This window comes from [Bacillus] enclensis, from assembly GCF_001456935.1.
GTDB lineage: Bacteria > Bacillota > Bacilli > Bacillales > Bacillaceae_B > Rossellomorea > Rossellomorea enclensis.
This window is the reverse complement of sequence record NZ_KQ758482.1, coordinates 319,023-331,395: the sequence shown is the minus strand read 5'-3', so window position 1 is coordinate 331,395 and position 12,373 is coordinate 319,023. Positions and strand designations below refer to the sequence as shown.

15 protein-coding genes are annotated in these 12,373 nt (G+C 42.9%); 12 read left to right on the top strand and 3 right to left on the bottom strand.

All coding sequences use genetic code 11. The features are described from left to right. The first annotated feature begins 19 nt into the window (after positions 1-19). From AS034_RS01585 to AS034_RS23090, 5 genes are all read left to right on the top strand, one after another. Complete coding sequence (locus tag AS034_RS01585; RefSeq protein ID WP_058297235.1) at positions 20-688, top strand: Type 1 glutamine amidotransferase-like domain-containing protein; 669 nt, start codon at positions 20-22, stop codon at positions 686-688. Between the two features lie 108 nt (positions 689-796). Continuing rightward, positions 797-2,272 (top strand): amidase family protein, encoded by a 1,476-nt coding sequence (locus tag AS034_RS01580; RefSeq protein ID WP_058297234.1) that lies wholly within the window; start codon positions 797-799, stop codon positions 2,270-2,272. Between the two features lie 830 nt (positions 2,273-3,102). Next, positions 3,103-3,258 carry a hypothetical protein gene (locus AS034_RS22905; protein ID WP_169792798.1) on the top strand — a complete coding sequence of 52 codons (156 nt, stop codon included), beginning with the start codon at positions 3,103-3,105 and terminating at the stop codon, positions 3,256-3,258. A 28-nt stretch (positions 3,259-3,286) separates the two neighbouring features. Next, entirely contained in the window at positions 3,287-3,850 is a 564-nt protein-coding gene (locus AS034_RS01570; protein WP_244888121.1) for a phosphotransferase family protein, read from the top strand. 28 nt (positions 3,851-3,878) lie between these two features. Further along, positions 3,879-4,058: a hypothetical protein gene (locus tag AS034_RS23090; protein ID WP_244888120.1), complete on the top strand. Its 180-nt coding sequence runs from the start codon at positions 3,879-3,881 to the stop codon at positions 4,056-4,058. A gap of 68 nt (positions 4,059-4,126) precedes the next feature. Here the strand turns inward: AS034_RS23090 and AS034_RS01565 are convergent, their stop codons facing one another. Continuing rightward, entirely contained in the window at positions 4,127-4,444 is a 318-nt protein-coding gene (locus tag AS034_RS01565; RefSeq protein WP_058297232.1) for a hypothetical protein, read from the bottom strand. 153 nt (positions 4,445-4,597) lie between these two features. Between AS034_RS01565 and AS034_RS01560 the strand changes: the two genes are divergently transcribed. Continuing rightward, the gene (locus AS034_RS01560; protein WP_058297231.1) at positions 4,598-5,167 is read left to right on the top strand and encodes a hypothetical protein; all 570 of its coding nucleotides are present in this window, start codon (positions 4,598-4,600) and stop codon (positions 5,165-5,167) included. Positions 5,168-5,356: 189 nt separating this feature from the next. Here AS034_RS01560 and AS034_RS01555 read toward each other — a convergent pair whose 3' ends face one another. Together AS034_RS01555 and AS034_RS01550 are read right to left on the bottom strand one after the other, a co-directional pair. Next, positions 5,357-5,902: a hypothetical protein gene (locus tag AS034_RS01555; RefSeq protein WP_058297230.1), complete on the bottom strand. Its 546-nt coding sequence runs from the start codon at positions 5,900-5,902 to the stop codon at positions 5,357-5,359. A 155-nt stretch (positions 5,903-6,057) separates the two neighbouring features. Continuing rightward, positions 6,058-6,693, bottom strand: coding sequence for a lysozyme inhibitor LprI family protein (locus tag AS034_RS01550; protein WP_058297229.1), 636 nt, complete (start codon positions 6,691-6,693; stop codon positions 6,058-6,060). A 568-nt stretch (positions 6,694-7,261) separates the two neighbouring features. On the opposite strand from AS034_RS01550, the gene AS034_RS01540 reads away from it, so the two are divergent. The 6 genes from AS034_RS01540 (at position 7,262) to AS034_RS01515 (ending at position 11,970) form a co-directional block, all read left to right on the top strand. After that, a complete protein-coding gene (locus AS034_RS01540) occupies positions 7,262-7,549 on the top strand; it encodes a hypothetical protein (protein ID WP_058297227.1) in 288 nt (95 codons plus the stop codon). Between the two features lie 34 nt (positions 7,550-7,583). Next, positions 7,584-7,964: a nucleotidyltransferase domain-containing protein gene (locus AS034_RS23085; protein WP_058297226.1), complete on the top strand. Its 381-nt coding sequence runs from the start codon at positions 7,584-7,586 to the stop codon at positions 7,962-7,964. Further along, positions 7,885-8,289: a DUF4111 domain-containing protein gene (locus AS034_RS23080; RefSeq protein ID WP_336433359.1), complete on the top strand. Its 405-nt coding sequence runs from the start codon at positions 7,885-7,887 to the stop codon at positions 8,287-8,289. Before AS034_RS23085 ends, AS034_RS23080 begins: the two co-directional genes overlap by 80 nt. Positions 8,290-8,399: 110 nt before the next feature. Beyond that, the gene (locus AS034_RS23075; protein ID WP_244888119.1) at positions 8,400-9,056 is read left to right on the top strand and encodes a hypothetical protein; all 657 of its coding nucleotides are present in this window, start codon (positions 8,400-8,402) and stop codon (positions 9,054-9,056) included. Positions 9,057-9,108: 52 nt separating this feature from the next. Next, positions 9,109-9,996: an alpha/beta fold hydrolase gene (locus AS034_RS01520; protein ID WP_058297224.1), complete on the top strand. Its 888-nt coding sequence runs from the start codon at positions 9,109-9,111 to the stop codon at positions 9,994-9,996. Between the two features lie 84 nt (positions 9,997-10,080). Further along, positions 10,081-11,970, top strand: a complete 1,890-nt coding sequence (locus AS034_RS01515) for a S9 family peptidase (RefSeq protein ID WP_058297223.1) — start codon at positions 10,081-10,083, stop codon at positions 11,968-11,970. Positions 11,971-12,373 lie beyond the last annotated feature (403 nt).

The following is a 12,373-nucleotide window of genomic DNA, read 5'->3' as shown; positions in this document are numbered from 1 at the left end:
ATCACAAGGAGATGAAGTGATGAAACTACTGCTCACATCTGCAGGCGTCAATAACAAAAGCATACATGATGCGTTGACCGGCATGCTCGACAAGCCGATCGCCGAATCCACCGCACTGTGCATCCCGACCGCTATGTACGGACACCCCTGGGTCGGACCCGGTGTAAGAACCTGGGAGTTCATCAGCGGTAATTCGGAGAATCCCATGGTGGACCTTGGCTGGAAGTCGGTCGGCGTGCTGGAGCTCACGGCGCTGCCAAGTATCGATGAAGAACGGTGGATGCCGCTGGTCAAGGAGACGGACGTTCTGCTGGTATCTGGCGGCGACGCGTTGTATCTGAATTACTGGATGAAGAAATCCGGGATGGCAGAGCTTTTGCCGTCTCTGAAGGGCGTGTATGTGGGAATGAGCGCGGGGAGCATGGTGATGGCCCCTCGCATCGGGGAATTCTTCGTCGGCTGGACTCCGCCACAAGGCGGCGATGACGCGCTGGGACTGGTCGACTTTTCAATCTTCCCCCACCTCGATCACGAGATGCTGCCGCATAACACGATGGCTGCCGCGGAGAAATGGGCAGCCGGGATGGAGGGACCGGCATACGCGATTGATGATGAAACGGCGATCAAAGTGATTGATGGTGAGGTTGAGGTGATTACTGCAGGGAATTGGAGATTGTTTTCGAAGTGATGTTATTTTGCTGTGCGGACAGCATGGGGGATGGTTCCCAGCTTTGCAAGAACCGTCCTCTTACTTCAAAGTTGTATGATTACACTGGGCGAATGGGGAAAGAAAATAATGAAGCTACTATTTAATGAAATTCTCAACGATGAGTTGACGATTAAGGAAATTCAAGCAGCATTTGAGGCTGAAGTAATCACCTCAAAAGAACTCGTATTGTATTATCTGGACAGAATCGCTAAGTATGACCAAAGCGGGCCGAAATTGAATTCGATACTGGAGATCAATCCTGACGCTATTTTTATTGCAGAGGGTTTGGACCATGAAAGGAAGACGAGGGGAGTCAGAGGTCCGCTTCATGGTATTCCTGTTTTGCTTAAAGACAATATCGAAACCAACGATCATATGCATACAGGTGCTGGCACTTTGGCTTTGGAACGGCATTCCGGGGCAAAAGATGCTTTTTTAGTGGAGAAACTGCGGGAAGCAGGAGCGGTCATTCTTGGTAAAACCAATATGACCGAACTGGCGAATGGAATGTCTACAACCATGTGGGCAGGTTACAGTTCAAGAGGCGGTCAGACGTTAAATCCTTATGGTCCGGGCGAGTTTTTTGTAGGAGGTTCCAGTACAGGCTCCGCTGTCGCAGTCGCGGCCAACTTGACCGTAATGGCCATCGGGACAGAAACAGATGCGTCCATTCTTAGTCCCGCCACCCAAAACTCGGTAGTGGGCATCAAACCAACAGTGGGGCTGATCAGCCGCAGCGGAATTGTTCCTTTTACCTACACCCAAGATACTCCGGGTCCTTTTGCAAGGACGGTCACTGATGCAGCAATTCTATTAGGTGCTTTAACCGGTGTCGACCAGGCTGATCCGGCTACATATAAAAGTGAGGGTTTATCATTTCAAGATTATACATCCTTTCTTGATCCGGAAGGACTGGAAGGCGCAAGGATTGGTGTATTCAATCATGCTTCCGAAGATTATTACAAAGAGTCAGGAGAGTATGATGAGGACCTTTTTCAACGTGTCATCGGGACTTTGAGAAATAAAGGAGCAGAAGTAATCGATAAAATAGACATCCCATCCTTTCACAGGGAGTGGAGTTGGGGGGTTCCCATTTACGAAATGAAACATGCATTGGGAAATTACCTTTCCAGATTGCCTTCACACCTGCCTGTCCATTCCGACAAAGAATTGATTCATTTCAATAAATCGAATGAAGAGAATACCTTAAAGTACGGACAGAATATGCTTGAATATAGAGCGGGGCTGCCACACAATACTTTAGCTAACCCTGAATATTTACAGGCAAAACTCCAAGACTTATATTTTTCCCAAGAGCAGGGCATCGATTTTGCATTAAAAAAATTCAACCTGGATGCCATATTGTTTCCTTCTTATATCGGGTCTACTATTAGTGCCAAAGCGGGCTACCCTTCGATTGCAGTCCCGGCAGGTTATATGAAAAACGGAAGACCATTTGGAGTAACCTTCGCCGGAAGCGCCTTTAGTGAGGGAACATTGATCAAGCTGGGGTATTCTTTTGAACAAGCTGCAAAACATCGGAAACCCCCAGTTTTTAAGTGACTTGAACAAGAAACAGGCAGAGGGGAGATGGGGCTTGCCCTCATTTTCTCTTGCTTCGAAGAATAGGAGCGGTCTCTGGCATAGTGTATTTAGAGTAGAGCGGGACGGTTCCTGCTCTACTATTTTTTTACTGTAAAATGGAAAATTTATGATAAACTAACAAGGTGGTTTTGAAAAACGGTTCCGGGATTTACTAGGCAGTATTGTGTACTTTTAACAGGGGGAATTCGGTGGTAACTCTTAGAAAGAATAAAGAAAGTAAAACAACTGATACTATCTTACTTGTATTATTACTAATCTATTTTCTAAAGAATACAATTGACCTATTTGTTGTGGACCTCATGCCGGAATTAGCAGATAACATCTTTTGGGTATTCATTACCCTGATATGTATCATCATTTTTTTCATAAATAAAAGGTACATCTATTTTTCTATTATGCTTGGAATTTTAGTAGTGGGTTTAGTTACTTTTTAGTGCTTAATAGTTTCCTGAAGCTCCAGGAAAGCGTGGTTTCTTCTACTTTTTAACCGAAAAATGAACTGAATCTTCAAATTTGCTTCACTGTAAAGCTCGATCCGATGAGAAAAGCAGTATAAGGACCGTGCTTCTTGGTGTATATATTGAAATACGTGCAACTTTCCGGATTTACGTTCCACTTTTAAAAAATACGTTCCTCTTTCCACATTTACGTGCAGCATTTAAAAAATACATTCCACTTTTCCAGTTTATCAACCAACTTGTCGAAAAATCGGGTGAATCAGGGTGAATCACTCTGAGAGGCAGTCCCTGGTCAACTCAGTAGTAAATTTACGGAAATGAGGGGGTTCTATGAAGGCGATAGTGAATGGAATGAAGAACATGTTTTTAGACTTATTTGCAATGGGAAAAGGCTTTATCTATGGTTTTGTGATGGTTGCACTGCTCATTCTGGTTGGCGGAGCTTTGTTATACGGTGTTTTGTACCTTCGAAATATTTTCATTTAGATAAGAAAAAATTGGAGATGTAGATGAAATGAATCAGAGTTTACAAGAAAAGATAGAGAAAATAACAGGTTCCATACATAAGACCAACACATTGGACGAACAAGGCTGGACCTCGAAGGTGCGGAGGATTTTTACATCGGATCGTTCATATTTACTCAAAAGCTCTTTTAAGGAAAAATATCGAGAGTGGTTGAAGGAAGAGGCTCAGGTTTTAAAAAAACTGAGTGAAAATCCAGAAATATCAGTTCCCGAATACTATGGCTTTATAGAGGAAAAAGACGGTGACCATCTGATCATGTCATTTGAGGATGGGATGTCCTTGACGGCAGCTTTAACCAAAGCAGCGTCGGAAACCGAAAGGAAATCGTTGATCAGGAGTTTTGGACGATTTCTTCATGAATTTCATGAAAAAGAGCCACTGGATATTTTCAAAAGCGAGGGTGATTGGTTACAAGACCAGCTTCTTAAAGCACAATACTATGCTGAAAATGGCCAGTGTGACGGAAATTTATCTTTATTAGAGAATTTGAAGGCTGACAGACCGTCTCCCGTAAACCAGACGATGATACATGGTGACTGCACAGCGGAATAATGTATTCGTGGTAGATGGAGAGGTACGGATGTTTATTGATGTAGCCGGTATGACAGTGGGTGATCCCCGATATGATGAGTCCCTGGCAATAAGGAAATTTATAAGTAACGCAGAATACGTACAGGCTTTTTATGAGGGATATACGCGGTATAGGGTGACAAAGGAAGAATTTCATTATTTTGATGAGGGGTTGTATGAGTTTTTCTAGAAAGGCAACTCATATAGGCGCCAGGCCAGAGGAGGGCAGGCGCCGTTTTTTAGGGGGCAGCCCCCTCCCTAAAATCGATAAATATTCGTAATCTGCGTAATCGGCACGCCGGCCATCGGCAGCAGCAGCTGCAGTTCATCCGAAATGACACTGATGTAATCGGCACCTTCGCGGAATCCGTATCGCTCTTTTATATTGATGTCGAAGTTGCATTTAACCTGCACGGCGATATCGCCTTCCCGGTCGAACGGGGGTGAGACGGATTGGACGTCGAATGTATGGCCATTTTTACTGAAAGAATTGATGGTTTTAATTGCTTTTGGTTTATAGTTTTTGACGGCCTTGGGGGTATAGGAAAAGGTCACCCAGCCGGTTGCATTAATCATGAAGAACACCTCGGATTTTTGTAAAAGGTATTCTTGAAGTATAGCAAAAGAGTCGATTTGTGAATAGGGATGGGATTGGGAAGAACGCGGGGACAGTTTTTTTGCGTTGAATCCACATGCTGGCAGGTTAAAAAAAGGAAAAGGAGGTATTGGATGAGAAGACTTGTATTGATAGCAGGGTCAATTGGAGTGGCCATATTCATATTTGTGTTGAGTGCTTATCGGTTCACGCCGGAAAGTGCCGCCCTAAGTAATCCTGCCGTGACAGATGACTTTGAATATGTGGATCAAAAGGGGATTGGCGAGGCTGAGGTTCTATTATTCAAAAGTGATGTGAAAGAGGAGTATATGACAGTATTAGCTGAAAAGTCAGGGTTTTTATATAGAAGTAATACTTCCACCTATACCCCGTATACTTCTGACCCTCTCCAGCTTATTGGAGGCATGAGCGTTACCACCGAAGAAAATTCCCTTACTTATTTGAGTGTGTTGTCAAAAGATGAGAAGGTGGCCTATATCGAAGCGGGAGTGGAGCCCCATGTCGAACGCAGGGAGGTGAGTAAAGGGGAGCGTGTTACGTTTTTGTTTCCGTTTAGCGAGCAGATAGACAAACTTAATGCCACGGCCTTTGATGAAAAAGGTAAGGAGCTCTACTACTTTGGCTATCCGAAGGGGACCAATATGTTCAGGCAGGAGGATTTCAGGTGGCATGAGTATAAGTGAGATGCGAGGGGATACGTTTGAAACACGGGGAAGGTATGCATGCTTTGGAAACAGGAGAGCCTTCCCCTATGCTTTCAGGTTAGAAATTAGAATTTTGAGTTAGAAGGAACCTATTTGAGGTTCATGATGAGGGTATACGGAAGATTGGTTCTGGCCAATCGCTCAAACGTTTGACTCTGATGATGCAGGTTAACTTTCGGGGCGATTTTCCAGGGTGAAGACCCGCTTATCGATGTCTGTAATTCTTGTATTGAGGTAACGAAAGTCCGTTTCCGAGCGTTGGGCGCCAACTTTTAACATCGCGATGACATCTTCTGTTTGTGAGGCTTCAATTCGATTGACTGTTTCTTTAATGTCTTTTACATCAGTACTTAACGTCATCATGTCCGCTTTTACGTCAGATCTTAACTCTTTCATGTTCGATTGTACGTCAGTTCTTAACGTCATCATGTCGGCTTGTACGTCAGATTTCAACTCTTGCATTTCCGCCTGTACGTCAGATCTTAACTCTTTCATGTCCGCTTGTAAGTCAGTTCTAAACTCTTGCATTTCTGCCTGTACGTCAGTTCTCAACTCTTTCATATCCGATTGTAAGTCAGTTCTAAACTCTCTCATATCCGCTTGCACGTCAGTTCTTAACTCTTTCATGTTACTTTCAAGTTCTTTCACATTACTGTCAAGCTCTTTTATGTTACGCTGAATATCGTTTAACATGTTCATGATTTGCTTCTCCATTTTTCTAACCTCCTTTTTACCATTATAGTGGAAAGAAAACGAGGATACCAGCCTGAGATTTAGGGGGCTGTAAAAGTTATAAGGGCAGGAGCCATGATTGAGGAAGAGGGGCGGTTCTCTTGTGTGAACCGTCCCTCAATGATAAAAATCCCCAATTAATCCCTCATATACTCCTCCACCAATTCATAACACCGGTCCTTCGTAGACTCGTACAGAGAGATGTACCACGCCACATATTCAAACGTGCCGCCTTCATACTTCAGCCGTTCTTTCTCTGCTTTTTCTTCCTTTTCCTTGATCCATTCCAGTTGTTCGGCCTTTAATTCGGCCATGACCTCTGGGGAGAGCTCTTTTTTCAAGAGGGCATAGATTTCATTCAAGGCGCCGTCATATTTTTCGTATGCGACCCCGTAATAGTTTTTCATCGCATTGGTGACCCCTTTATCGGAATCCTTTTTATATGGAAGGGCATCGAGTTCTTTTTGGATGTTGTCCAGCTTTTCTGCGTATGCTTGTTTTCCTTCAACTTTTGTGACCGTAACCTCCTGGTCTGAACTTTCCGTGCTGCTGTTTTCAGAGGAAGACTCGTTCGGCTGATCCTCCTCATTTTCATCACTGGACGTTGTACTTTCTGCAGATGAGTCATCCGGTTTTGAAGAATCCTCTGTGCTTGCTGAGATCGCATCGGATTCCGGCTGTTCGGCCGCATCCTCATCGGGGGATTGACTGCAGGCCGACATTCCCATGAGTAACATAGCGGAAAGGGCCGATACTACTAATCTTTTATTCATTGTTACAGCTCCAATCTTTTGTTAAAAATGCGCGTATGGATTATTTTAACATATCCAGATATATCCTTCTAATGAAACCGGAATGTTTGATGCGCTTCCTGCTTTTTTATATGAAAAAAGGAATCTTTTTGGTTTAAATCTAACTGGACGCCCGGATATTTCATGAAAATTAGTAGTATTTTCCGTCTTGAGTTATCCAAAATCGCTCCACGATTAAAATACAAACCACTTTTCAGGATTTTCAAGCCACCTTTGAAAAATACGTGCCACTTTCCAAATTTACGTGCAACATTTGAAAAATACATTCCACTTTTTCTATTTATCAACCCACTTGTCGAAAAATCTTTAGAACACCATTTCGTGAGGATCCTATCACTCTGCGTTCATAGTGAAAAGCAGGGGAAGAACCGTCCCTCGTAAACCGTTGTAACAAGATTATTGATGATAAAACTTACTATTTTGGTAAAATATAAATAAAGAATTTTAAGAAAAGAGCTGGAACCCTGCTTACAGTATTCCCCGTCTAATAAAGAAGGCGGTTATTTAATTCATTTAAAGGGAGAATATAATGACGACTTTTTTCTTGATTCTTATAGGGGTGTTTATTGTCTCGGCAAATATCATTGGGTTTCTTTCCTTTAAAAAAGAAAAGAGCCTGTATTCCGCTGCTTTTACAATCTTGCTGTTTTCGGTTGTATTCGGAGGGTTCAGCGGTGTATTGGCACTGGTTATGATTCGTGATGCTTTTGCCATTTTCTATGGATTGCAGGTGGGATTTTATTTGTTGATCAATAGTCTAGTTGTTTTGTTGGCTGCGATTTTAGTAACGGTGGTTAGGAAATATAAGGAGGGGTGAAAAAGCATCATACGAGCGAAATGAGGAATATTAAATGAACTTTAAATGTGATACGTGTGCAACTGATGTGAAAAATACTATTACTCACCTTCAAAAAGAGATTACCAACATACTAGACGCTGAGCTGATAGGATTCTATTTACACGGTTCTTTAGCAATGGGGGGCTTCAACCCTCATACCAGTGATATTGATATAGTGATCGTCACGGACCAGCCGATCCGGGTTGAAATGAAAAGGAGACTGGCAAAGCTCCTGCTTTTGTCTTCCAATGACCCCTGCCCCATTGAAATAAGCTTCCTGCATAAGGGACAATTAAAAGAATGGCAGCATCCTTGTGAATTTGATTTTCATTTTAGTGAGTTTTGGAGAGAGCGGTACGAAGGGGATTTGTATCGCAGGCAGGCCGATACATGAAGTCTTCCCGGTGGTTCCCCGGTCTGATTATATCTCGTCAATAGTAGGAGATTTTCATGACTGTCTTGAAAACATCGAGGAAGATCCCATTTATTGTACGCTCAATATGATTCGGGTTTTCTGGTACTTAAAAGAAGGTGTCATTTCTTCAAAGCAGGAAGCAGGTGAATGGGGAGTAATAAATTTGCCGGAAGAGTTTAGGGTGACGATTAAAAAGGTGAACGATTGTTATTCGGGTAAAAATGATGATTGTACATTTACTAAGGAGGAACTTGTGATAATTAGGGATCATTTTTCTGATCATGTTCAGGAGTTATTGAGGTGACGGGGCTTATCCTGGGTGGGATAAGCTTTTTTGTTTGGAAAAATAGATTGAGTTCTTGGTGGTGGTTTGAAATAATTGGTAGTAAAGGGAATGAATCGAGGTGAATGGCTGTGTATGAATGGCTTAAAGAAATTGAAGAGCCTGAATATCCTTATAAGGATGAATCGGGGGAGTTACGATTAAAAAGGATTCAATCGAATACCTCATTAGATAAAATGAGCCCCATTTTTCAACTATTCGCTTCGGTAAATGTTATTTTCCAACAGGATTTCTTAGCATCATTTCCTGTTCCAAATCGTCATGCTTTAAAGATTGTTCAAAATGAGATTGTGCCACATTTTCTAGAAGTTAAAGAGATCTACACTGATAAAGAATTAATAGAAATAAATGTGAGATTTTTGAAAAAAGAGTCCCGGAAAAGGTTATCTGACTTGCTTTCAGCGGATATTCACCCGATCGTGCCGGATTTGTATAGAGACGTAGAATTTAATATATCCCCATATCCTAGAAAGGTAAAGTATTATTTAGTGAATCAAGATAAGATTCAACAAAAGGTACTTGATGGGATGGAAGATATAAGCGGATTTCTCAGGTCTTCATTCTTTGAGAGTAAGGGATTATTAACATTTATGCCGTCAGGGTGGTTACTGGAAGATTCCTTGAGAGAGTCAGTGACATTACAATCAATGAGTACCTTTGCAAAGAAAATCATTCTTATGGTTAATGAAAATGATAATCGGGTTATTGGACTTAATGTTTATGGATGAAGCAAGGAAGTATGGGGACAGTTAAGAAAGCTGAAAAAGGAGAAACGTACTTATGAACGTAACGAATGGGGAGTTCACCGTAAATTTAAATGGAATTGATCACTGGGTGAAAATAGAGGGAAGTGAAAATGGCACATTACCACTAGTTATTATCCACGGTGGACCAGGCGGTAATCACTATGTTTTTGAAAGAACTGCCGGGCCATTTTTATCGCAGACAAGGACTGTCATTTATTATGAACAGCGTGGTTGCGGCAGGTCCCAAAAGCCAGGGGCGGATGAGGATTATACCATTGATTTCCTGATTCGTGATTTTAGAGAATTAAAGAGTTGGCTGGGTGCAGAAAAGGTAGATTTGCTTGGATACTCTTTCGGCGGGGAGTTAGCCCTGGAATTTTCAAGTGCGATCCCTGAAGAGATAAACCAAATGATTTTGTCGGCACCGAGTTTAATGAATACGGATATTCAAAAGATGGTGCAACTAACGGGCTTTATGTCCATAGCCGATCCATCCTTATATGAGAAAATTTCTTTGCTTCATCAAGAAGGATTGGCTTTGGATGAGATTTATAACCAGGTATGGGCTCTGGTGGACTCAGAGACTGTCGATTTATTGTTATTTGAGAATCAAGATGTGGCAAGTAAAAACAGAGCGTTATGGGAAGAAAGTAAATTAACCAATACAGGTTTAATGATGAATGCCCTCACATCCAACCTATCAGACAGTCCCTTAATCCCTCGCCTGGGGGAAATCAAACATGAAACGCTGATTATTACAGGAGTATTCGATCGAAATACAGGCATACCCATTTCTAAAATCATACACAAGAAACTAAGAAACAGTACCATGGCATTATTTGAAAAGAGTGCACACTTTCCTGACTTGGAGGAGACAGAGAAGTTTGTAGAGGTTGTACAACATTTCTTGGAATCAAAATAACGAACCTTAAGGGATATTACCATGGGGAGGAAATCCCTTTTGTAATTAATGTGGAATGACAATAAAAAAGTAGGAGTTTCATAAATGAAAATGGCCGAACAAACATATCCAACCATAAAAGACCTCATCTCACTGCCAACCATATCAAGCCCCAACATAAGCGACGACGGCAAAAACACCGCATTCGTCAAACGTACAGCTGACTGGAACGACAATGCATATAAGAATCACATATGGATCTTTGAAAATAACAACGGAGACCCCCGCGAGTTAATAGAGGGTACGTCCCCATTATGGTCGCCGGACTCTCGGAATCTTGCATACCTCCGCTCGGCTGATGGGGGAAATCAAATTTTTGCAGAGTCATTGGATGGTGACAGCAGGGTTCAGGTGACGGATGAGGAAGAAGGAGTAAGTGCATTCAAGTGGGATCCAGCCGGCAAGGGATTTTATTATATGGCCCCATCAAATGAATCCCAGGATATAAAGAAACGCAGGGAGATCTATGGGGACTTCCATTATGCAGGCAAGGAATACCGGAATCATTGTCTATATTACAAGGATACTAGTGAAAATGGCGCGGCACATCCACTAACGGACGGTAAGGATTTTCATATTCATGAATTTGATGTTTCAAGTGACGGAAAAAAGGCTGTGTTGCTGGCGGCACCAAGCCCGGATATGGGTGATTATTTTAAACGGGATTTTTACATATTGGATATTGAAGCCGGCGGGCTGGAAAAGCTGAATGTCGATAAGCTGCTGGGAGGGGGCGTGTGCTTTTCGCCCGATGGCAGCAAACTATGTTACGCAGCAAGCATCCGGGAGAAGGAGTATTATAGAACCCGCATTCAGGACAGCACCCTGGAGATATTCGATCTTCATACGGGGCATCGGACGCAGCCTTTAACTGATAGTGATAGTACGGTTGTTCCATTACGTTGGACAAGAAAAGGAATTTTGATTAAATGGCAGGATAAGACGAATGTTTGCATGGGGCTGCTATCCGAGGACGGCACGGTAGAAATGGTCAGCAGGGATGGTTTTATACTGGGTGCATCCGTGACTGCCGATGGAAAGCATCTATCTTTTATCAAGGCACTGCCGAATGAAACGTTTGAAGTCTATGTGGACGATAAAAAGATAACAGATGAAAACAGCTTTTTCAACAGCAGGCTTAAAAGTGATAGGGAAGTCATCTCGTGGAAAAGTCATGATGGTCTTGAAATAGGGGGAGTATTAACAACCCCGGCAGCGTTTGATGAGGATAGGAACTATCCTTTATTGGTTCTCATCCATGGCGGTCCGGCGTGGGCATCCTTCCCGATCCATTCAGGCTGTTTCAATGATAAGTATCCGGTTGAAACCTTTATTGAAAAAGGCTTTATCGTGCTGGAACCTAACTACAGGGGAAGTTCCGGTTATGGCAATGAATTTTTAAAAGCGAACTATCGACACCTGGGACTCGGGGACTGCGACGATATCATATCCGGGGTGGATGCCCTTGTTGACAAGGGAATTGCCGATAAGGAACGGGTTGGGGTAATGGGATGGAGCCAGGGCGGATTCATTTCAGCCTTCTGTTCCATCTATAGTGACCGCTTCAAGGCCGCGTCAGTCGGCGGCGGGATCACGAATTGGCGCCACCATTATGCCAACACTGATATCCCTTGGTTCATCAGGATGCATCTTGGAAATAATCCATGGAATGACCAGGAGATTTATGAGAAAACCTCACCCATGACCTATATCAAATCTGCCTGCACGCCCACTTTGATCCAGCACGGCGAAGTGGATGCGAGGGTTCCGGTAACCAATTCGTATGAGCTGTATCGGGGATTGAAGGATATGGGCGTGGAGACGGAGTTGGTCGTGTTTAAGGGGATGGCTTATAGTTCTGAGCAGCCGGGGGTAAATAGGGCTGTGATGGAGCAGAATTTGGGGTGGTTTTTGGAGAGGGTGCTTGGGGAGTAGAGTCGGGGACGGTTCCCGCTCTGCTTTTCTTATTTTATAAGAAAAAAAGGTCCATGGGATTTAAAGTGGTTACTGGGAGGCTGGATTCACTTTGAAAAGCAGGAGAAATACGGGCCCGGGTTGGCCAAATCTCTTCTAGATCAAGAATACGAGCAACTTTCCTGCATTTACGTGCCACTTTTGAAAAATACGATCCACTTACTTCATTTTCCTTTAAAAAATACATTCCACATTTTCTGTTTATCAACCTGCTTGTCGAAAAATATTTGGGTCATCGGGCCAGAATAGAGTGGGGGACGGATCCCTAAAGTAAGGGAAGAACGGTCCCCGGCTACCAATAATGGATTAGGCGTATGGCTGAAGAAAAAATGAAAGTTTTACAACCGATCATAGATCAGTAGTT